At 64.8% G+C, this 21,783-nt stretch carries 18 protein-coding genes and 1 pseudogene; 10 read left to right on the top strand and 9 right to left on the bottom strand.

Annotated elements, in window-relative coordinates:
* Window positions 1–290: 290 nt before the first annotated feature.
* The 6 genes from HW578_RS00550 to HW578_RS00525 all read left to right on the top strand — a co-directional run bounded on the left by HW578_RS00550 (window position 291) and on the right by HW578_RS00525 (window position 4,931).
* Complete coding sequence (locus HW578_RS00550) at window positions 291–671, top strand: hypothetical protein (RefSeq protein WP_198368536.1); 381 nt, start codon at window positions 291–293, stop codon at window positions 669–671.
* Between the two features lie 189 nt (window positions 672–860).
* Entirely contained in the window at window positions 861–1,136 is a 276-nt protein-coding gene (locus HW578_RS00545) for a helix-turn-helix transcriptional regulator (protein ID WP_198368535.1), read from the top strand.
* Window positions 1,137–1,221: 85 nt separating this feature from the next.
* Window positions 1,222–1,863: a hypothetical protein gene (locus HW578_RS00540; RefSeq protein WP_198368534.1), complete on the top strand. Its 642-nt coding sequence runs from the start codon at window positions 1,222–1,224 to the stop codon at window positions 1,861–1,863.
* Between the two features lie 94 nt (window positions 1,864–1,957).
* The gene (locus HW578_RS00535) at window positions 1,958–3,541 is read left to right on the top strand and encodes an AAA family ATPase (protein WP_198368533.1); all 1,584 of its coding nucleotides are present in this window, start codon (window positions 1,958–1,960) and stop codon (window positions 3,539–3,541) included.
* Between the two features lie 791 nt (window positions 3,542–4,332).
* Window positions 4,333–4,767 carry a hypothetical protein gene (locus HW578_RS00530; protein WP_198368532.1) on the top strand — a complete coding sequence of 145 codons (435 nt, stop codon included), beginning with the start codon at window positions 4,333–4,335 and terminating at the stop codon, window positions 4,765–4,767.
* Window positions 4,767–4,931, top strand: coding sequence for a hypothetical protein (locus HW578_RS00525; protein WP_198368531.1), 165 nt, complete (start codon window positions 4,767–4,769; stop codon window positions 4,929–4,931). Before HW578_RS00530 ends, HW578_RS00525 begins: the two co-directional genes overlap by 1 nt.
* On the opposite strand, the gene HW578_RS00520 is transcribed toward HW578_RS00525, so the two are convergent.
* Window positions 4,914–6,005, bottom strand: coding sequence for a hypothetical protein (locus HW578_RS00520; protein ID WP_198368530.1), 1,092 nt, complete (start codon window positions 6,003–6,005; stop codon window positions 4,914–4,916). The genes HW578_RS00525 and HW578_RS00520 overlap by 18 nt on opposite strands.
* 746 nt (window positions 6,006–6,751) lie before the next feature.
* Here HW578_RS00520 and HW578_RS00515 point away from each other — a divergent pair.
* From HW578_RS00515 to HW578_RS00505, 3 genes are read left to right on the top strand one after another with little or no spacing between them, the layout of a single operon-like run.
* Window positions 6,752–7,531: a hypothetical protein gene (locus HW578_RS00515; protein WP_198368529.1), complete on the top strand. Its 780-nt coding sequence runs from the start codon at window positions 6,752–6,754 to the stop codon at window positions 7,529–7,531.
* A gap of 10 nt (window positions 7,532–7,541) precedes the next feature.
* Window positions 7,542–7,790: a hypothetical protein gene (locus HW578_RS00510; protein WP_198368528.1), complete on the top strand. Its 249-nt coding sequence runs from the start codon at window positions 7,542–7,544 to the stop codon at window positions 7,788–7,790.
* A 16-nt stretch (window positions 7,791–7,806) separates the two neighbouring features.
* Window positions 7,807–8,214: a hypothetical protein gene (locus HW578_RS00505; RefSeq protein ID WP_198368527.1), complete on the top strand. Its 408-nt coding sequence runs from the start codon at window positions 7,807–7,809 to the stop codon at window positions 8,212–8,214.
* 158 nt (window positions 8,215–8,372) lie between these two features.
* Here the strand turns inward: HW578_RS00505 and HW578_RS00500 are convergent.
* Window positions 8,373–8,570: pseudogene (locus HW578_RS00500) on the bottom strand (transposase); the annotation flags it as partial.
* Window positions 8,571–8,950: 380 nt separating this feature from the next.
* Between HW578_RS00500 and HW578_RS00495 the strand changes: the two are divergent.
* Window positions 8,951–11,632 carry a lipase family protein gene (locus tag HW578_RS00495; protein ID WP_198368526.1) on the top strand — a complete coding sequence of 894 codons (2,682 nt, stop codon included), beginning with the start codon at window positions 8,951–8,953 and terminating at the stop codon, window positions 11,630–11,632.
* A gap of 510 nt (window positions 11,633–12,142) precedes the next feature.
* Here HW578_RS00495 and HW578_RS00490 read toward each other — a convergent pair.
* The 7 genes from HW578_RS00490 to darG all read right to left on the bottom strand — a co-directional run bounded on the left by HW578_RS00490 (window position 12,143) and on the right by darG (window position 21,780).
* Entirely contained in the window at window positions 12,143–12,529 is a 387-nt protein-coding gene (locus HW578_RS00490) for a hypothetical protein (protein WP_198368525.1), read from the bottom strand.
* Window positions 12,529–13,758 carry a tyrosine-type recombinase/integrase gene (locus HW578_RS00485; RefSeq protein WP_198368524.1) on the bottom strand — a complete coding sequence of 410 codons (1,230 nt, stop codon included), beginning with the start codon at window positions 13,756–13,758 and terminating at the stop codon, window positions 12,529–12,531. Before HW578_RS00485 ends, HW578_RS00490 begins: the two co-directional genes overlap by 1 nt.
* 466 nt (window positions 13,759–14,224) lie before the next feature.
* On the bottom strand, window positions 14,225–17,353 hold the full coding sequence (locus tag HW578_RS00480) for a type I restriction endonuclease subunit R (protein WP_198368523.1): 3,129 nt from the start codon (window positions 17,351–17,353) through the stop codon (window positions 14,225–14,227).
* Window positions 17,350–18,447, bottom strand: a complete 1,098-nt coding sequence (locus tag HW578_RS00475) for a DUF4268 domain-containing protein (protein ID WP_198368522.1) — start codon at window positions 18,445–18,447, stop codon at window positions 17,350–17,352. Before HW578_RS00475 ends, HW578_RS00480 begins: the two co-directional genes overlap by 4 nt.
* Before the next feature lie 2 nt (window positions 18,448–18,449).
* Window positions 18,450–19,388 carry a GIY-YIG nuclease family protein gene (locus tag HW578_RS00470; RefSeq protein ID WP_198368521.1) on the bottom strand — a complete coding sequence of 313 codons (939 nt, stop codon included), beginning with the start codon at window positions 19,386–19,388 and terminating at the stop codon, window positions 18,450–18,452.
* On the bottom strand, window positions 19,385–20,734 hold the full coding sequence (locus tag HW578_RS00465; protein WP_198368520.1) for a restriction endonuclease subunit S: 1,350 nt from the start codon (window positions 20,732–20,734) through the stop codon (window positions 19,385–19,387). The genes HW578_RS00470 and HW578_RS00465 overlap by 4 nt, the downstream gene beginning before the upstream one ends.
* Window positions 20,731–21,780 carry a type II toxin-antitoxin system antitoxin DNA ADP-ribosyl glycohydrolase DarG gene (gene darG / locus HW578_RS00460; RefSeq protein WP_198368519.1) on the bottom strand — a complete coding sequence of 350 codons (1,050 nt, stop codon included), beginning with the start codon at window positions 21,778–21,780 and terminating at the stop codon, window positions 20,731–20,733. The genes HW578_RS00465 and darG overlap by 4 nt, the downstream gene beginning before the upstream one ends.
* Between the last annotated feature and the right edge of the window lie 3 nt (window positions 21,781–21,783).

Raw genomic sequence — 21,783 nt, 5'->3', positions numbered from 1 at the left:
CTATCGCGGCCTTTTGCGCAACGGCGCCCATCTGCACCTGCTCTGCACCGCGATGAACCTGCGCCGCGCCGAACGGCTACTCGCCTGACGGGAGAGGTGCGCCCACCGCACGACCGGCGGGCTCGAAGACGACCCCCAAGGCCGCTTCCAGGACACCGCCACATCTTCATCAGCCGATCACGCAGGTTTCGCAGAGCTCTCCGCAGATTGATGGCACGCCGCAGCCCGACCAAAGCCCGACCGACCCCCATTGGCGCGCCTTGGACGATCATCTTCATCGGATGGCGACGATGCTCCGTGAGATGTCGGTTCATGTGGAAACAGCACTCCGTCACGTCGCCGAAATTCAGAACGCCGGCAGTGAAGCGGAAGCGCCGAGCGACAGTGAGCGCGAGAAACTTCAACGATCCTGCCGAGGTTGGTTGGACTGCGTGCACGAGTATCTGTTCGAGGGTGGCGCGGCGCGGCCTGGCGTCGCTGCGGCGCTCGACCGGCTCGCGGCATTCCTTCCGGAAGCTCGTCGGGCGAGTTGGTTGCGGTCGACAGACGAAGGCCATTTCGCGACGGCGATGCCCCCCTCTATTCCGCCGCTCGTGAACGACGACGCGATGCCCGAGAGCCCGGGGGGGGGACTGGGGCGCAACCGGGCGGTGATGGAGCAGCCCCGATAGCGGGTGCGCGGACGGAGTCGGGCTTGATCCGGACCGGCTCGGACCAGCAAAGACACTCCAGCATGCAGATTCTTCCAGACACTATGGTGTCTCTCCGTATGGGGACGTCCCCATACCGCAGGTAGCCTCGAGACGCCGAGGTGTGTTCCGGTCCTTCGCGGCATCCCACCGCAAGCTAGGAGGACCACCATGCCGACCCAGAGCCGTTCGAATCCCGCTCCCGTCGCGGCACCGTCCGTCGCGCCGCGCTTCCCCCGCGACGCTCGGCTCACGCCGCGCGAGGCCGCGACGTATCTCGGCAAGTCAACCAGCACCCTTGAGGCGTGGCGCCGGCAGGGTGTCGGCCCGCGCTTCTACCGGATTGGCCCCGGCACGCGCGCGGGAATCTTCTATGTCGTCAACGATATCGATGCCTGGATCTCGGCGAGCGCGTCCCGCGCCTCTTTGGCGGAAGTAGCGGCATGAACGGCTTCGCGGAGCCTGACGCCGCGTTGATTCCCGATCACCGATCCATGATCCCCGCCCTGCCCTGGTCGACGGAAGCCTGCCCATGACGTCCGACCCGTTCCACGTCACCGCGATGGAAGGCCTGCACCACAGGCTGACGGAATTGACCGCCGCTATTGGCGGTTGCGTGAGATGGCCGCCGAGCATCGCCAGCGAGGCGGAGCTGCTGCGCATCGCCGAGATCGTCTATCCCGAGTGGCGCAGCACCGGACCCTATGACGCCGAGGCCCATCGCGAGGCGACGACAACCATTCGCCGTAGTGCCGCGGCTGCGCTCGGCCTGCATTTGTCACGCATTGGCGACGGTAGTCTGTGGCGAGATTCCTTCGCGGATCATGGCGTGCGCCTGACTGATCCGCGCGATCCGAGGCACCAGCCGCGGGCGTGGTTCTCGTCCCCCTACATCGACATGCGCGGCATGCTCAAGGACGCCGACCTGCTGACGGAAGCGCGCGACTACGCGACCCGCATGGCTTCCTACCTGGCGAAGCGAGACCTGCGCGGCATCGTCCTCGGGTCCGGCGCACACCACCCCGCTGCGGTCGATCTGCTGCTTTGGGAAGCGCGGCACGACCATGACATGCAGGCCCGGCTCCGACGCGCGGGCTGGCCCCTCGACACTTGGCCGACACCGGTTTGGTGCGGCGATGCCGCCGGCGGGCCGGAGGAGGAAGCGCCGAGGTGAACGCCGCACAGAAGATGCCCCGCGTCGGCTGGCACCGGCGCGGGGCGGTAGCAGGGAAAAGGAATTTCGTAGGCAGCAGGAGCGGAGGTCGCCCATGCCGGATGACGTGAACGGCGACGCAGAGGTCGAGGTCAACGAAAATCTCTCGGCGGCCAATGCGCCTGGTGATGCTCCCGATGCCGCACCGGAATTCGAGACGCTCGATCAACTCGTTGACGCGATGGCAAGCGAGCGTTTCCCATCGGAAGAACGCCGCGAAGCGTATGTCTGCGCTGGTCGTGAATTCGGTTGCTCTCTTGCTGACCTGGAGCAGTTCGTCGAGCGACGTCGTAGTAAACGCGCCACGGAATGGCTACGACAAGAATTTGAGAAGGCGCGCCAGCTAGGCGAGCGGCGGCGCAAGGAGCAGATCGAAAACCACTGGCAGCGGCGAGCGCAGTCCGTCGATCTCGATGCGCTGAACCCTCCGCCTCGGCCCTGGGTGATGGAGCGCCTGCTGATCGAAGGCGGCGTGACCGTGCTGATTGGTGCCGGGGCGGGCGGCAAAACATCGCTCGCCATCGGCGCCGGGTTGTCGGTGGCGACCGGACTGCCGCTGTTGGGCTGGCGGGTGCATCGGCCGGGCAGCGTGTGGTTCATGCAGTTGGAGGACGACCGCAAGGAGTTCGACCGCCGCATGAAGGCCGCGACCACCTGGTATCACAACGACCTCGACATGCCGCTGTCGAATGTGGACCTCGGCGACGGCCGCAAAATCCTGTTCGCAACCGAGAAACCGCATCTCGTCAGCATGAAGATCGGCAAGGCGGGTGCCGAGGCGGAGATCAACGAGCAGGCTTGCGACAGCGTCGTCGCATTCTGTCGGGCAAACGACGTGCGCCTGCTGGTCGTCGATCCGCTGCTCCGCACGCACAACGTGCCGGAGAACTCGAACGAGGCGATGGACACCGTGCTTCAAGCACTTGTCGGCATCGCCGGGCGCGCCAACTGCGCGATCCTGGTGCTGCACCATACGCGCAAGGGATCGGGTGCTGACGGCTCGGGGCGCGAGGTTTCCGGTGCCGCGCGCGGCGCGGTGGTCATCACGGATGCCGCGCGTGCCGCATTCGCGCTGATGCCGATGGACAAGAAGTTAGCCGGCACGTTCGAACCCAAAATCACCGACGAGCAGCACGGCTTCTACGTCTCTCTCGTGTCGGCCAAGGAGAACTACCTTCCGCGCGCCTCGTCCACGTGGTTCCGCTTCGAGGGCGTCCCGCTGCGCAACGGCGACGAGTATCGACCGGAGGGCGACACGGTGCAGGTGCTGCGCCGAGTCCATCTGGTGCAGCGGGAACAGCAGCCGCAGCAGGGGCTGACGGCAGCGCAGAAGCTTGCGGCGCTGCGGATCATCGCCCGCGAGCCATCGCCGGGTGAGCGTTGGACGCGGTATGGTCAAAAGAACGGCAATAGGCGCGTCGTGCCGGTTCTCGCGGAACACCTGGGACTGCCTGAGCCGGTGGTCAAAGCCGCGCTGGACGGCTGGGTCAGCAGTGGCGTCGTCCGCGAGGAAAAGTATACGCGGCCGCGACCGAGCGGAGCCGAGGCGTCGGGGCTGATCGTTGACCGCGACGCATTGAGCGCAGCCGAGCAGGCGGCCGGGGGCAGCGCGCCCGATGACGACGATCTGCCGTTCTGATCGGTGCGGGCCGGGTGCTGGGGGTGAACCACGCAACCCACGCCGGCATGGGGGAACCCACGCAACCCACGCCGGCAGAGGCACCGTGTCAGCGCCGGAGTTCCGCGACCACCGTATGCCGGCAGGGTGTACCGTAGGCCGCGGCGTGGGTTTCTGGAACCCACGCCTAAACCCACGCCTGATCCACGCAACCCACGCAGGACGCCGGCGGAGGCGTGGGTGGGTGGGTTTACGCCCCCCTTTAGGGGGGGCAAACCCACCCACCCACGTACGCCAGGGCGTCCCGGCCCGCGCCGCAACCCACGCCTCGGCGCACGGCACCACGGCCAGCATTCACCCGGCACCCGGCACCCTGCACTCGCAGTTTGCCTCGGCCCCTCCGGCTTGTAGTCCCTGCCGGCATGCGCGCCCGCTCGCCCGGCGAGGTCCTGCCAGGACGTCCGGCCACCCCGCCCGGCCCGTCACGCCGGCCACCCGGCGCGCTGCCCTGCCTGGCCCTCCCAAGCCCACTGGCACCCGCCGGACCGGCCACCGCGGCGGCCCCCGGCTGCCCCCCGTCGTGCGCGCGGCCTCGGCGTGGTGCAGCAGCAGCAGGCGGCGCATGTGGGGCAGTCCTAACTCGCGCGCGCGTCGGTATGTTGGGCGGAGCTTTCGGGGCATGCGGTCCCGCCGGCTTACCCAGGGGGGGAGTCTGAAACCTGGTTCGGATCACCCAAACCGACGGGGGGACTCGGCCTTCAGCGAATACCCGGAAAATCGCCCTGGCAGCAGATCATCAGGAGAAGACAAACGTGCCGCAGCTTCGCGCTCACTTTCGACGTGGTGCCCCTCGTCCCGCGGCCGACCTGCATCCTCCCGCACATCTGAGCGCGGACGCGAAGCGCGCCTTCGCCGAGGCGGTCGCATCCCGGCCAGGATTCTTCACCCCCGCGGACAGTCGCCTGCTTAGCGCCTACGCGATTGCCTGCACCGAAGTGCGGCGTATGGAGATCGACCGGTCCGTCGCCGCAACGGTGACCAGCTACACTCGGGCCGTCGAGTTGATGCTGAAGCTCGCGCGCAACCTGCGCCTCTCGCCCATCGCGCGCGCCGAGGCCGATCAGTCGGCGGCTCCGCCCTTGTTCGACGTGCCGACACTACGCGGCGATCCGGCACCCGCGATTCCGCCGCCGTGGCGCGCGCACGCTACCACGACGGACAGCGACACATCGGGTTTCGACAGCTGATGCGCAGCCTGAACGCCTGTACCAGCGAAGCGATGATCCACGCTGCGATCTCCCGCATCACGCTCCCGCTTCACGCTCCGCCGCATCACCGCCTGAACCGTGACGGCTACGTGCTCACCGGTAACCCGCTCGATTACCTGAACCACTCATCGGCCGTCGTGTGACTCCCCTTCAATCGCGCGATCATCCAGATCTCCACGGAAAATTGGAGCAAGTGATGCAAGAATGGCTTCATAATGAGAATGTGCTTTGGCATCGCCAGATATTACGGCGAGGTAAGCGAGCTGGCCCGGGTCTGCTTGGGCATAAAGCATACGTAGCGCCTCCTCGGGCGAACTGGCTGCCGGTGCCGCCTTAAAATCGTAGAGTGCTTTCAGAAGATATGTGGCCAGATCCACGCTTTCCTGTAATGGATTGGTCCGGCTTGGCGTGGCGACCGCGCGGATATCTTTGACCAACGGCGGCAACGGGCGCTGGACCTTTTTGGTACCATTCTCATAGAAAATGTAAGCGGATGCGCAGCCGTTCAGCCCTAATGAGTGATGCTGGTATCCACGCACCGGGTGGCGTTGGGATACGTCGGCCGTAGGGCGGCCATATCGCTTGGCCTGGAAAACGAGCGGCACTATTCGAGCATGTGCCTGATGTCCCGGCTGGGCGCCGCGCCCATCAAAATCAAGCACAAGCCCAAAGTCACCACCGGTGGCCTGCTCACCGCCTAAGATCGAGAGATCGATCCGCTGCAACGACAGAGTGCTGCCGGTTCGAGCAAGTGGTTTCGCAATCACCGCCCTCCACTGCTCACACGCCTGCCCCAGCGCCGCTAGCAACATGCCCGATAAATGGCTTTCGGAACTCGGGCTCTGGCAATGATCAAGCTGCACGGTGGCGGACGCCTGCCTTGCTGCAAACAGCAGGCACCACGCAGGAAGGTCTCGGAAGGCGACCGGATCATAGAACACATTGGTGAGCAAGCCATCAAGCGATTCAATGGCGCCTCGACTGTGCTGGTGAAAGCCGACAAGGAGATATTGGCCGGCGTTCGACAGCATGTTGAAACACTGTCCATTGAGCTCGTTGCGAATCGCATCAGCCGTCATGGGTGCGGCGCTTTGTAGGATGTTTCGCGCTGCGCGGTCCTTGGCGGTGGCCAGGAAGGCCCGTGCCGCTTGTTGCGCTACAATGATCTCGTTCCCATCGAGGCCAAATGCCTCGCGAAGAGCTCCGTCTTCAGCCACCGCTCGTTTCCCCTGCGAATCGTGGAGACCTTAGCCGCGCCTCCTCTTTTAGTGTTCCGCTTTTGGCCAGTGGCGGATAGTCCAGTATCGAGTATTCACGTGATCGCTTATGCAAGAGCGTTTGGCTCTCTGGCGCTTTGAGGAGGCAGGAGGCCAAAGCCGCATATTTGGCTGGCGCTGGAAAATGTTACTGACGCCGCGCTCGTCCGCGCCGATCCGCAGCGAGGGCGATGGACCGGAACCGATTGCCCTGGGTCATGTTCAGGCCGATCAGCGCGGCGCGGCGCGCTGAAGCTGGATGTCACTCGCCTCTCCCCCGCCGCGCCCGTGACGAGACCACGCGCAGCGGGGCAGGCGCGGACGGTTCTGCCGCCGTAGCCCATAGATCCGCGACGGGCACACTATCCGGATAAGCAGCAGCGCGTCGGCATACCGCCTAAACTGGTCGCCAAACCGCAAGGCGCAGTGTCCGCTTTCGGGAAGCCCGCCGTACCCGGCAAGGCCTTCGGACGGTCCCGGCCCGGTCCGGCCCGCCGCTCCGGGGATCGGCGGGAATGGATACCCCCGCGCGCCCCGTGCCCTGCGCCGTGGACCGGTCCCAGCCCCGCCCCCGGTCCTTCCCACCCGGCCGCCCCGAAAACCGGTCCACGGCGCAGGGGAAGCGGTTCCGGATTCGACGCCGCCACCGGCCGGTTTCCAGTGCTTCGGCGCACGCGTCAGGAGACGTATCCGACGGTCCCGGCCGCTTGGGCTGCGGACCCATCCGGAAGGTCACCCAGCCCATGCCACCCACCACAGCCCCGCCGGGTTCCGCGGCGTCTCCCCGCATCGGCCCCCGGCACCCGCGCCTGAACTTCAGCCCGCCCGACTTCCTCGTCCCCATCGACCAGCGCGCCGCCATTCGGCACCAGAAGAGCGTTGCCGACCGCACGCTCACCAGGCTCTGGCGGCACTTCGACCCGCCGCAGAACATCACCACGCTGCCGCGAATCACGATCTGCGCCAACGGCTTTTGGCCGGCCTGGGCGCGGCACATGCTCTACGACCTGCGGAACCTCACGATCACGCTGCCGGCAGCCGGAACGCAGGGCGTCGATCTCGAAGACGAACAGCATCACAACGACGTCGGCATCTCAGCACGAGCGCTCGCCGCACTGATCGTCCGCGCGGCGGTCGAGTTGTGGGAGGTCGCGGAGCACCCCGCCGGCCATGCGGTCGTCGAGACGTGCCCCGATGACGAAGCCCGGCCCACGTGGCACGCCGCGCGGCACATGGCGCATCGCGCGCTGCTCGGCACTTCCGCTCCGTCGGTCCGCGACTGGACCCGCTGGCCGCTCGGTGCCGGCGAACCCATCGACACGCACCTCGCCGCCATCGCCGGCTGCATCGCCGACTATCTCGCGCCGCCGGCGCGATACGCGCGGAATACGAGCGGTGCCGCCGTCCTGATCATCCATCGCAGCAACGACGCCCCGAAGCTTCAGCCCAAGCCCACGAGGGAGAACCGCAATGACTTCACCAAGTGACGACGTCCTCGTGGACACCCTGATGCCTCGCGATGAGGCAATGATCGTCGCGATTCGCATCTTCGTCGGCGAAGAGATCGCCATGGCGAAGGCGCAGTTGCAGGCGGAGATCGCCGTCTTGCGGGCCGACTTCAATGCCACGCGCGCCGAGGTCGCCGCCACACGTGCCGAAGCCGCGATCCGCCGCGACAGCGGTAGCGACCGCCCGGCACGCCGGATTGCGAATGCTCTCAACCCCAGCGCCTCGTCGCGCACCTGAGCGAAGGAGAACCTCCATGTCCTACGATCCGTTCGGACGCACCGCACGCCTGCACAGCCAGCAGCGGGCGAAACGGGCCGCTGCCGCCGCTATCGCCGCGTCGTACCGACTCGTACCGCGCTCTGCCGCGCCCTTCGCGCCGCCGATCAAGGCACGGCGCGAGCCGTCGCCCCAGGTTTGGCGTGCCGTCGACTGCTACGCGGCGGAACTGCTGCGCCGACACATCGCGCGCCCGCTTCGCGGTCCCGACTGGCGTGTCGCGCTCGTGAAGGAAGCGCAGGGCGCTACCGTCATGCTCGGTGTCGTGGAGCATCCGCGCGGCGATGCGCTGGTGCTGATCGTGGACTCAGCGGGCGATCTCCGCGACGCGCACACGCGTCGTCGGCTGACGCTGGATGAGGTGGTTAGGCGGATGCAGGGGTGAGGCGCGGCTCCTGGACTGGCGGCGCCCAGACTAGCTAACCTGGAAAATTCATCGCGGGGGCTGGCGGGCATGGTGCAACCCATTGAACGGCCATAGGATTCGGCTGCGACAGGGACTGTCGTGAATTCCGTGTATGACCGGTCTGTTGAACAACACGGTCAGGCCATGGCTTTGGTGAAGGGTTCGCCGAACAGAACGGCGAACTGGGCCTTGGCCATAGACCATTTCCGCAGGGGAATGGTCCATTCCTTCTCGATCCTTCTCAAGACAACAAACAGCAGCTTCTGGGCAGCCTCGTCGGTGGGGAAATGGCCCCTGGCACGCACAGCGCGGCGCAGCTTGGCGTTCAACACCTGTCCCGAAAAGGTCATCCTGCGCCTCGCGCTCAAACGTCTGCCGCGGCTCACCTGCTGACAATTGGGGCGGATGCCCCGCTCGAGGCCCACGAACCGAAACCCGACAGACCCGCGACCCGCACTCCATCAACGCCCATCACGCCGGCGTCAACGACGCGCGCACGCTCCTCGCCCTGACACGTCACCGAATGCCCTCGGCGCCCCATTCCGCTCCTTCATGAATGTTCCAGGCTAGCGGCTCTTGCAAACTGTCCAGCCGTAGACGGATCATCTTTTGCAATCACTGATTGCTTGACAAGGGCAGCAGCGCGCAACACCGTGCGAGAACAAAGTAACCTCGCCAATTCATCCTTCGACGGAGCTGCAGTATGTCCGGCACAATGCAGAAGATCGTCAATGAGTTTTTAGTCAACACTCAGACCGTAGGCGGACAGTTTGATTCTTCGGTGACCACTCTGTCGAATGGCGATTTCGTTGTAACATGGCAAGATTCAAGTGGCACGCTGGGGGATGCTAGCCTCCTTAGCATCAAGGCGCAAATTTTCAGCGCCAGCGGCGCGAAGGTAGGCAGCGAGTTCTTGGTTAATACTCAGACGGTCGATAGTCAGATGTCGCCTTCTGTGACCGCGCTGCAGAACGGCGGATTCGTGGTGACGTGGGAAGACACAAGTGGCTTTTGGGACATCAAGGCGCAGGTCTTCAGCGCCAGTGGTGCGAAGTTGGGTGGTGAGTTCGTTGTGAACACGGAAACAGGCAGCCAACAGAGGGACCCCGCTGTGACCGCGCTCTCGGGCGGCGGCTTCGTGGTGACATGGTACGACTACAGCGGAACGCTTGGCGATGCGGAGTTCCAAAGCGTCAAGGCGCAGGTGTTCGACGCCAGCGGTGCGAAGGTGGGCAGCGAGTTCCTGGTCAATACCCAGACTGCCATGGATCAAACGCGGCCTTCTGTTGCGGCACTGTCAAATGGCGGCTTCGTGGTGACATGGGATGACTATAGCGGCACTTTGGGCGACACGAGCGGCCGGATAGGCCCCATGTTCCCGCAGAGCGTCAAGGCGCAGGTATTTGACGCCAGTGGCGCGAAGGTGGGCAGCGAGTTTCTGGTCAATACTGAGACCGCAAGCAGTCAGGAGGCCCCCTCAGTCGCTGCGCTGTCGAATGGTGGCTTCGTGGTGACATGGCAAGACTGGAGCGGCACCCTGGGCGATGCGGACCAAACCAGCATCAAGGCGCAGGTGTTTGACGCCGGTGGCGCGAAGGTGGGCAGCGAATTCCTGGTCAATACTGAGACGGCCGGCCAACAGCTTGATCCTGCGGTGACCGCGCTTCCGAATGGGGGCTTTGTTGTGGCATGGGAGGATCGAAGCAGAACGCTGGGCGATCTGGACGATTGGAGCATCAAGGCGCAGGTGTTCGACGTTAACGGCGCAAAGGTTGGCGGCGAGTTCCTAGTGAATACCCTGACTGTAGGAGCACAAGTTGATCCCTCGGTGACCGCGCTGACCAATAGCGATTTCGTGATCACGTGGAGCGACGCTAGCGGAGCGTTGGATGATCCTTTTAGGTTCAATATCAAGGCATCGGTCTTCCGTATCGATACGGCGGAGCCTCCGCCACCGCCGCCACCTCTTCCGGAGGTCAAGGCGATCGAGCTTTCGAGCATTGATCTTTCCGGGGATCACCCATTGATCGTCGCGGCGGCGCTTGCGACTGCTGCTTACCTTCCGGATACGGCCGCGCGCCAGGAAGCATACACGGCTCTGCTGGATAGCGGATGGCGACCGGTTAGCGCGGCCAACCTCGACCTCGCGGCGGGCGCTGTTATCGAAGGCTATGACGGCACGACTGGTCGTTTCGAGTCGGACTTCATCATTGGGCTTATCGCGTCAGGCGCCCTGCTTCTTGAAGGTGAGGTGGACGGAAAGTCCACGCTCGCGCTGTCCTTTCGGGGAACCGACGACCCGCTAGAGTATCTTCAGCAGGCGTTCCTCGGATGGGATGAGCTTTGGGCTGACTTCAAGAACTTCATGGATGCCGTGATGGCGTATGCTGAAGATGCGGACTTCGAGCAGTTGATCGTGTCAGGACATAGTCTGGGAGGCGGACTGCTTCAAACATTCTATCATGATTATATCTACGGTGGGCAGAATCAATTTTCTGCAGACAACACACTTGCGTTCACCTTTGGCACTCCAGGCTCCAATCAGAGCACCGTTGCAGACTGGGAAAATCAAAACATCAATAAGGAAGATGTTCGTATTGTAAATATTATTCACGATGAAGATCCTGTCGCTGGACGCGAGGGAGATTTTTTTGGTGATGATGCCGTTCTCTATGGAACCGACGTCATAATTGAACGAATAGAGGGACTTAATGGTCTCTTTGACCCTTTTGAAGAACACGCCATGGGTCTTTATGTGCAGTCCGCCGGCTCAATAGCGAATGCCGCCGATGGATTCAGCCGAGACAATACGAGCTCTTATGCCGAGAAATTTGCATATATAGCGGATACATTTTCTAATTTTTACTTTGAAGCCTCGCCGTATTTTGGCGAGACTAATACAAGAGATCTAACTTCCTATAGTTTGACGATGCTGGTTGGCAGCGAGGGAGCTGATACGCTTAATGGCGGCCTAACTGAAGATATATTCTCAGGCGGTGGAGGAAATGATTCAATAAATGGCGGTCGTGACAACGATATTTTTCTTGGAGGCGGCGGAAATGATACACTCATCGGGGGCAAAGACAACGATGTAGCAGTCTATGACGGACTGCGGAATGAATACACAATTGATTACATTTCGTTTGCATCACTTAAGGGTGCCCCGCTTAACGCAAGAGTTCCAGTAGGTCAGCAAAAAAGTTTTTGGTCTGTAGAGGGCAAGGACGAAGGTAAAGATCTTTTGGGCGAGATTGAGTATTTAGTATTTCACGATGGCCTACTAGTTTTAGGATCTCTTACACCTGAATCTCAAAGATTCATCACCAATTCTAATGAAATCAACTCCGTGTTACAGCAGAGTGGGTTTGGGTCAGATTTGAATTGGCTTTTTCAATGAGCTTGTAGGGCGGTGGCGTGAAGCGCTCTTCGACCCGTTGGCGCTGCCCCGCCACCGCGGCTGCGCGCCTTGTCCCCCTCCCAGGCCACCGGCTCGGCGTCCCGGTGCATGGTGCCGACGCACTCGTCGGTGCCCTCCCAGGACCTCCGTCGACCAGCGATGCCTGCCCGCCCCGCCGAGTGCCGGTGAGGCGCCGGAGTTCTGCATCACGGCTCCCGCAGCACTGATCGCGCTCGGCACCCTCCCCAGGGGAGCTCGCGCGTCCGGGTAGGGTATGAGAACGCCGGTTACCGCGCCGGCTCCATGCCCCCGACACCCCCGGTCCCGCGGCCGGGTCCGTCCTGCGCCGGGGAGCGCCAGGGACGGGCTTTCCACGCCCGCCCGGTCCAACGACACCGGCCGCCGCCCGAGACCCGTCCACGGCGCTCCCGGGCGTTGAGGCCTGACCGGAACGATGGAGCGGCTAGGCGCATGCGCTGGTCGCGCGGGCTTGCCGCTGCTGTCTCCGCGCTACCGCCGAGCCCGGCGGTCGATGCGCACGAGCTTCTGGCGCCGCAGGAAGTGGACTCGGAAGCCGTCCTCGGTCAGGTCCGCGAACAACTCCGGTGCAGAATCGCGCAGCTCACGCCAGAGCGCCTTGCGCGAAATTCCGAGAGCGCCGAGGCGCTGCCAATCCTCCTCCAGCACTCCGGCTGCGAGCAGCACGTCACGCAGGGCGGCTTCGCGCTTCTCCAGCTTGGTCGGCGGGCGGCTGGGCTGGTTCGCGCTGGCATCGGCTCCCGTCCCGCGCCGCATGATCTCCGCGTAGTCGTAGCACTGGACCAAACCAAGATGGGGGGACTCGTATACGCGGGTCGGCGCGGGCCAGTCGGGAATCTCCACCTCCTCCTCCAACATCACGCGGCCTCCTGTGCCGGCTGCGGCTGCGGCTTCCCCTCAGCCAGCGCCGCCACGATAAAGTCGGCAATCCGCTCGACCGCCGGGCGCAGGGCTTCTGGGTCGAGGACGACATAGCCGGCTGTCACATCGCCGCCATGGGCGTGGTTGAGCAGCCGCTTCAGGGTGTAGCCGCCGCCGCCCGTCACCTCGGCAATGCTCGCAAAGGTCCGACGCAGATCGTGGGGCGAGACTTCCACGCCACTTTGCTTAGCAACACGCGCCATTGCCTTGCGCGGGGCAAGCATGTGCTTCTTGTTGGGGTCGGCCGACGGAAAAACCCAGGGGCTACTCGCCGACACGACTTCGCGACGCAGGGCGAGCATGTCCCGCACTATGGCGGCAACCGGCAGGGTGATGGGCCGTCCCGCCTTGTTGTCCGGCAAGCGGATCGTCGCCGCGTCGAGGTCCACGTTCTCCCACCGCAGAGTGAGGCCCTCATCGCGCCGCATGCCGGTGAACACGAGCAGCATCAGGTAGTCGCGCGCCCCACCCGGCTGCTCGCTGACCGCGACAAGCCATCTCGGCAACATCGGACGTGGGATCATCCGGTCGCGCCGTTGCAGGCGCTTCCAGACCCGCGCAGCTCCGAATGCCGTGGTGGGCGGCTCGGGCAGGTTCGGATGGTTCAGGCGCACGTAGCGCCAGACAGCGCGCAACACAGCGAAGCCGCCATTGGCTCGCGCGGGGGACGTGGCGGCACGGTCGTCATAGATGCGCTTCGCCACGTCGAGCGTGATGGTCGCCAGTGGCTTGTCGAGCTGGCCGGAAAAGACGCTCTTCACGTCCGACTCGTAGGTGCAGACTGTCAGCGGCTTCAAGCGCGAGCCCCGCGCTTTCATGTAGCCGTTGAAGGCCTCACGGAGCGTGATGGTGCTGGCACGCTCGGCCCGTCGTTCCTCGGCGGGGTTCTTCCCGCCAGCCACCATGCCGGCCAGTTCGCGAGCACGATTGCGTGCCGCCGCGACGCTTACAGCTGGCCACCGGCCGATGCTGGTGCGCGTGAACTTGGCGCCGATCCGCTTGGCGTAGGACCAGGTGCGAACCGGATCCTCTGCCGTGCCCGCGACGCGCATCCGCAATCCGGGCACCTCGGCGTCGCGGTATTCGGTCCGGCCGCCCTGGGGGACAAGCAGGGATACGCGACGCTCGGTGAATGCGATGGGGACGGTGGCCGGGGTGTCAGCCATGGCGGGCGCCTTAGCCTGGGGATACAGGGGGGATACGCGACGCCTAGGGTTTACGATGGTTATCCACAGATGAGCAAGGGATACCTAAACGGCAAAACGCTGGTTCTTGCGGGCTTATGATCGTATCCCAAGGCTCTGAACGTTCCCTGTCCACCTAATTCCTAATCCTGGGGCCGTGAGTTCGAATCTCGCCGGGGACGCCACTTCAACACCGTCTGAGCTGTCTCGCCCCTCGCGGCACTCGCGGACTGGCGCAGGTTTTGCGCAGTTGGCGCGCGTCGGCTGGCGCCGCGCAGTCGTCGAACTCGCACCGGATTTCTCTCCAACGGGCGAAGGTTCTCCGGACCTGGCGACCTGAGCGATTATGCCGCCAGCCGAGACGCCTGCGTTTTCAATGATTTGTCTGGGCGCCTCGCGCTGCGAGTTGGAGAATCGGACGCCCACCACAGGGCGCCTGTCACCGAACCTATCCTGCCGCCGGGCCAGCACCCGGCTCCTCGCCCGTCCGAAGCCCTTCCCACAACGCTCCTGGACCAAGCAGCACCGCGAGCAACCCCGCCTGCGTCGCCTCCGAATTCAGGGCCTGCCGGCTCATGCTGCCGTGCGCTTCCATGGTCGCGATGATGGCGTTGAGCAGTTCCTCGCGCAGGTTCGGCGAGTTGCCGAACTGCTCCCGCGTGTTCGCCGACGCCTGGGCGCGCAGCGTTGAGCTTTCCATGAGCTTGGACCGGACGCTTTCCGCGAAGGCGACGCGGTCGCCGTCCGTCAATTCACCCTCGAACAGGTCGTTCAGCGCGCGGATGATCTCCGCCAGGCGCTGCTTTTGCCGATCCTGGACCTGGCCCGATCCGACGTCCGTCGGCGGCTTCAGACCATCGGCGGGATCACCGCCACCGAGGTTCAGCCTTTGCTGCCCAAGGTCACGCATCTTGTGATGGGTCAGCCGAAGCGCCGAGAGGTCCACCCCCTCGCGCTGACGGCCGTAGTCGAGCAGCGGCAACAGGAGCTTGCCGAACAGGTAGAGCTTCTCGAACTCGGTGTTGCCGTAGTCGAACATCTGACCGAGGAATTCGTACACCCGGACATAGCTGCCGAGGTCGCGCTTGAAGAGCAGCAGGACGTCCATCTCGTCCTTCGCAGCGGCGCGTGCCTTGGTGCCATCCGCCCCTGCCTTGTAGGCCTGCTGGGCCTGGCGGTACCGCGTCAACAGCCGGCTGCTGACCGGGCCAATGGCGGCATCCAGATCCCCCTGCGTCGCCTTCGGGTTCACCGCGACCTTCGCCACGCGCTCGACCTCGAATCGGTCGTAGAGGCCCATCGCGTCCAGCTTGCCGCGCAAGTCCAGCACCACGTTGGGGTCGCTCACATCCGCCAGCTCGGCGGTGGTGTGGTACTGCTTGAAGGCCGCGAGGATCTCCGCCGGCTCGTTCACGAAGTCGACGATGTAGGTGGTGTCCTTCCCCGGGTGCGCACGGTTCAGGCGCGACAGCGTCTGTACGGCCTGGATGCCGCCGAGGCGCCGATCTACGTACATCGCGCTGAGTAGGGGTTGGTCGAAGCCGGTCTGGAACTTGTTGGCCACCAGCAGCAGGCTGAACTCCGCCGTAGCGAAGGCCTCGCGGATGTCCCGCCCGCGCAGACCCGGATTCATGTTGGCCTCGGTGAACGGATCGGGGCCCGTCTCCGGATCGTTCACCTCGCCCGAGAACGCTACCAGCACACCGATCGGGTAGCGGCGCTGCCGGATGTAAGCCTCCATCGCCTTCATCCAGCGCACCGCCTCCTTGCGGCTCGCCGTCACCACCATCGCCTTCGCCTTGCCGCCGAGCAGGTGGGCAACGTTCTGCCGGAAGTGCTCGACCACGATCTGCACGCGCGCGGCGATGTTGTGCGGGTGCAGCCGCACCCAGCCCATGATGCCCCTCTTCGCCTCGTTGGCGTCCACCTCCATCTCGTCCATCTGCTGGCCGGCATGCGTGAGGCGGAAGGCCATCTGGTAGGCGGTGTAGTTGCGCAGAACGTCGAGGATGAAGCCTTCCTCGATCGCCTGGCGCATCGAGTAGACGTGGAAGGCCGCGGGCTTGTTGTCCTTGCTCGCTGGGCGCGACGGATCAGGCCGCCGGCCGAACAGCTCCAGCGTCTTCGCCTTCGGCGTTGCGGTGAAGGCGACGTAGCTTATGCCGGCATCCTGCGCCGCCCGGCTCTTCATCTCCGCCGCGAGCACGTCCTCGACGTCGAACTCCCCGCCATCGTCCAGCGCGGCGATCTCCTCCGCCGTCAGCGTTGCCTTGAGCTTCGCCGCGGCCTGGCCGGTCTGTGAGGAATGCGCCTCATCCGCGATGACCGCGAAGCGCTTGTCCTGCGTCGCCGCGAGTCGACGCACCTCGGTAAGCGCGAAGGGGAAGGTCTGGATGGTGCAGACGACGATCTTCTTGCCCGCCGCCAGAGCCTGCGCCAGCTCCGCGCTCTTGCTCGCCCCGTCGCCAGTGATGGTGGCCACCACGCCTTGCGTGCGCTCGAAGCCCTCCACGGCTTCGCGTAGCTGCTTGTCCAGCACCGTGCGATCGGAGACGACCAGGACGGTGTCGAACAGCTTCCGGCCTTCCGCGTCGTGCAGGTCGGCCAGGAAATGCGCTGTCCAGGCGATCGAGTTGGTCTTTCCCGACCCGGCCGAGTGCTGGATCAGGTAGCGCCCGCCTGGCCCCTCCCGCAGCACCTCCGCCACCAGCTTCCGCGTGGCATCGAGCTGATGGAAGCGCGGGAAAATCCACCCGGCCAGGCGCTTCTTCTCATCCTTCATCGGCACCAGGTAGCGGCCGAGTATCTCCAGCCAGGAGTCGCGCTGCCACACCGCCTCCCACAGATAGGCAGTCGGCGTGCCGTTCGGGTTCGGCGGGTTGCCGGCGCCGAGGTCATGGCCCTTATTGAACGGCAGGAAGCGGCTGTCGGGCCCCTCGAGGCGCGTGCACATCCGCACCTCGCTGTTGCTGACCGCGAAATGCACCAGCGCGCCGCCTGGGAAGGCCAGGATCGGTTCCGGGAGATTCTTGCCCGGTACCCTCGGCGGGCGGTCATGGCGGTACTGGTCCACCGCGTCCTCGACCCGCTGCGTGTAGTCCGACTTCAGCTCCGCGGTCGCGACCGGGATCCCGTTGAGGAGCAACACCAGGTCGAGGCAGTTCTCGTGGTGCGGCGAGTAACGGACCTGCCGCAGCACGCGCAGCCGGTTGGCGGTGTAGCGCGCGGCGAGCGCCTCGTTCATCGCCAGCGCCGGACGGAACTGACACAAGCTGATCGGCCGGCGCAGCCCAACCATGTCGAGACCCTGGCGCAGCACATCGAGCGTACCTTGCCGGTCGAGCGCAGAGCGCAGCCGGTCGGCCAGCGCGGCGGTGGCGGCGCCGCCGTGGGCCCTTTCCAGCGCCACCCACGCTTCCGGCTGCGTGGTCTGAACCCAGGCAACGAGATCCTCAGGGAACAAGGCGCGCGCCCGGTCGTGGCGGGCGGCCGCGTCCGCCTCGTAGAGCCAGCCATGCGCAGCGAGGTGGCCGCAGATGCCGTCCTCGAAGGCGATCTCCTTGTGGATGGCGGTCACGGCAGAAGTTGGAGGACGCGTTGCCGGAGCGCTGCGTCGAGCCGTGCCATCGCGTCGATCAGCTTATCCTGGATGTTCGGCCATTCCTCCTCGGGCGAGCGGTAGCCGCCCGCGACCTCGAACGCGACGCGACATTGCCGCGCCTCCTCTCGCTCGCGCCAGTCCAACGGGCCGCCGAAAGCCTCCTCGATCGCGGCCCGTTCCTGCATGAGCCGGTGCAGCAATTCCTTGCCGTCCCGCCTTTGGAACAGGAACTCGACACGGGCAGTCGTCTCGCCTGCAACATAGTTGACCGTTATGCCTGCGCGGCCGATCCGGCCGGGGAGATAGCCGGCATCCTTGGCCGTGCGGCTCCCATGAAGATCCGGCCTCGCCTGCGCGGCGGGGCGTGCCAGCAGCGACTGCCAGAAGCGCAACATCAGATCATGGCGCTCGGCACGGCCCCTGCGCTCGGCAAGGCGCTTCTCGCCCAGCTTGGTCTGGAAGTCCTCGGCCTCCGGCAGGGGAATGAGCTGCTGGATATCGAGCAGCAGCCGCCCATCCTCCATGCGGTAGGGCTTCAGCCGGACGCAGCGGATGTCGATGCCGCGGTCGCGCAGCCACAGGACGGAAGTGGTGAGTTCTTTCCCGAAGTCGGCGGCGGCAAGGATGATGCGGGTCTCGATGGCGAAGCTGTCCTCGTCCGGCTCGGACCAGCCGAGGAATGCTAGAATGTCCGCGCGCGCCTCGTCGGTATCGGGATCGGCGCGGTTGCGGTAGCGGGCCAGCGTGTCCACCGCCAGGTCGAAGGTCATGGCGGAGACCATGGCGGCGTAGCGCAGCGCCTGCAGCTCCATATGGCCGCCATCCTCGTTGCGCTTGAGTTCGACGACCACGAGGTTCGCCTCGTCGTCGAGGCAGAGGAGGTCGATGCGCCGCGTGCTGTCGGCCCAGCCGCTGAATTCGTCGGTCAGCACCATCAGCCCGTCCTCGAGACTGGCGATGCGGTCCTTCAGCAGGCGCTGGATGTCGCCGCGCTCGCGCCAGCCTTCGGCCTCGAAGCTCGTGGCGGTGAGGGGCTGGAGGCCCTCGGGGCGTGCTTCGTAGATCGGCATCGTCAGGACCCCGCGATGGTCGAAGCAGTGCTTAACTGGTGGGCCTCCCATTCCCTGTAGGTCATGCCGCTTGCCTCGTCTCGCCATTCATTCGGGCCGTTTGCTTGGCGTCCGAGGACCACCGCGGCAGCAGCGCTCGGGCTGCGAAAGGCATAGTTCTCGGTGAACCGGCAGTGCTCCCCCTCAGCGGCGAGGATTCCCGCCCGGCTCAGTTCATCATGGAGCGGTGCGTAATTGTGATTCGCCTGCCCCTCCCATCGCAGCCGGGCCCGAGAGTTGGCCTCAACGATGAACTCGCCATCGGTCAGCGTCGCTGTGGCTTTGATGCCATGTCGTCGAGATTCGAGAACGAAGCGGGCCGATGGGGCCGATGTGGGCACGGGTGTCGGAGCGGTGAGCCCACTAACCGGACCAGACAGCGCGACGGCCGGCCGCGTGCGCCGAATGAACATGTCCACTCTCACGGCGGGCAGGACGATGAGGAGGTTCTCCAGGAACGCTTCCATCTTCGCCGTTTCCGCCTCGCTCAGCGAGGGGCGCGGAGGGCTGGTGCTATTGTCGAGGGGAACGCGGCCGATGGCGCGCGCCTCCGCGATCAGGCGCGCTTCCAGGTAACGGACATGGGCCTTGTTGAGCTTGTTGCCTGCCGTGGTGATCAGCACCGCGGTGGTCCACCAATCCTTCGCAGTGTCGTGCGCCCTGATGCGGGCGCTGATGTCCTCGCCCTCCCCGACATAGGCCCTAGGCTCGCCATCCAGTTCGCCGATTAGCAGGTAGATGCCGGCATAGCTCGCCTCAGGGCGACGTAGCGCAGCAGCGATCTGCGTGCGTGGGGCCATCAGGACATGGCCAGTCCAGTTGAACAGCTCGGCCGTTAGCATGCCGTCCGGTCGGCCGTCGATGTAGTAGAGTTCGAGGGAACGGCCGATAGGGGGCATCATGCGGCCTTGGCCTCCTCCGCCGCGACGCAGCCGCGCACGTCGATCTTGCCAGTGACGGCGGCAGAGATCAGCGCGGCGCGGCGTTCCTTAAGGAAGACGATGGCCTTCTCCGCTTCGGCGATGAGCGCACTCTGCTGCGCTGTCTTCTCCCTGATGATCTGAACAATCCGCGCTTGCTCATCCAGGGGAGGTATTGGGATGCGGAACGACGACAGAATTTCGCAGTTTAATGCTGCTTGGTTCCCGCCACGGCCATAGTCCCGCAGAAATTCGTAGGCCGCCCCAAGAGCCAGATATGCAAACGAACCATCGAGTTCAGCACGAGGAATCACGGCTGCCACGTTCTGGTTAATTGCCGCATCGATCATCAAGAGAGCCGCCATGCCACGGGTGCGTCCTTGGCCCACCAGGCCAACGAGCACCGAGCCCGCTGGAATGAGATGCAAACCGGCGGCCGCCATTGCATCTGACGTGATGAACTCCGAGGGCTCTGTGACGAGCCCTTGATTTACCTCTCCGGAACTGACCCAAGGGACAGTAGCATCCGACGACCAGAACGACGCGTTGTAGCGACTGGGCGTCGAACCGTTCTCAACGACGGCGTAATGGCCGATGCGTCCTACCCGCCAATGCGCCGGCACCTGCCCCAACCACTCCACGCCTGAGTCCTTCATCAGCGCGCTGGGGTCGAGGCCCTTGGTGATGGCGTGCGAAGTGACGGCCTGCCGCTTCTCCTTTAGCAGCGTGATTAGCCGTTCCTGCTCGGCGACCAGGGCGTCAATCTTGCCGCACTCGCGGTCGAGGAAGACCGCGATGGCGGACTGTTCGGCTGGTGGCGGGAGAAACATTGGCGTGGCGGCAACCTTCTCCGCCGTGAAGTGCGCAATCGTGGAACGGTTACATAGAATGTCGATGTACCCGTCGCTCTTCAGCTTCCTTAGCCAGAAGCCTAGGAAGTGCGCCGAGTTCTTGCCTTTAGCGCGTGCGCGGTTGACGGAATTCTGAAAGCCGAAGCCAGGCAAACCCACGTTGAGGAATGCGCAGCGACCAACGTCGCCACCCTCGCAAATGACAAGATCACCCGCGCGAAGATCAAGCGATGCGGCCTCCTCGTCTGAGAACCACATCTCCTTGGTGTCATCTAACGCGAGATATCCATCCTGGACGTTTGCGGACCTCAGGTACGGGCGGGTCGTGCGAACATCCGCTTCGGTGAAGTTGACCACCATCTTGCCCAACGTCACATCGAAGGCGCGCTTGATGGGTACTTCCTGCCAGTGCATTGGCAGCCGTTCACTCACAAAGAAAGCGCTCGGCCGAAAAGAGGGATACGCCGGAAAGCTCACGCCGCTTGGCGCTCCAACCAGCCCTGCGCCGTCAGCGTCTCCAGCGCGAGCGTGATTTGTCGGGGTGAAAAGCGGCGCTTGCGCTCGTTCCACGCATGGACGCGCCGCACGATCTCCTCGGGCGATACCCCCGGCGCATCCAGCGCCACCCAATGCACGGTCGAGAGCAATTCCAGGCCGAAGGGGGTCTCGAAGCCCTCGACCAGCCGGGCCACCCGGTCGAAGCGCGCGCGCGTCTCCGCCGCCGCGTCCAGGAAGGCGACCGCGTCCTCGACGGCGCCCGGCACCAGACTGAGTTCCTTGTCCGGCGCATCGCCGCCATCGCGGTAGCCAGCTACCAAGTGCCCTTCGACCTGCGCCAGCACCTTGCCGAGATTTTCGGCATAGGGACCGTACAGCGCCTTGGCATAGCGCAGGCGCAACGGCTCGCCCGCCGCCTGCATGAAGTACATGAGCTTGTGGACCTCGAGCAGCGTGACGAACGGGTCCATCAGCCCACCGAGATAGCGGTGGATCAGTCCCACCAGCGCCGCCCGGCCCGGCGTCATGCGCGGGACGTCCTGGACCGCCATGCCGCGGGCTTCTGCCGGCGGCTCGGCCGGGTCGAACACCGTGACCTCCAGATCTTCCAGCGGGCCGAGCGCCGCGATGATCCGTGGCTTCACCTGCCGCCAGTCCAGGCCGCCAAGGCCCGATCCGAGCGGTGGCAGGGCGATCGAGCGGATGCCCCGCGTGCGGATCTCTTGCACGAGGGCCACGAGCCCGGCCTCGATGTCCTCCATTCGGCTCTTGCCGCGCCAATGGCGCTTGGTGGGGAAATTGATGATCCAGCGCGGCCGGGTCAGCTGCCCGAGTTCGAAGACGAACATCCGGCCAGGCTGGACCTCGCCACGGTCGCAGGCTGCCTTGTAGGCACGGTAGTTCTCTGGGAAGGCGTTGCGGAACTGCAGAGCCACGCCCCGGCCCATGATGCCGACGCAGTTGACGGTGTTCACCAGCGCCTCGGCCGGCTCGGCGAGCAGGTCTCCCGTCTTGCTGGTGATCATCGC

Origin of the sequence: Roseomonas rosulenta, from assembly GCF_016106005.1 — a bacterium.
Classification (GTDB): Bacteria; Pseudomonadota; Alphaproteobacteria; order Acetobacterales; family Acetobacteraceae; genus Neoroseomonas; species Neoroseomonas rosulenta.
Note: the sequence above shows the minus strand (reverse complement) of the source record. Positions and strands in the feature narration are given on the sequence as shown.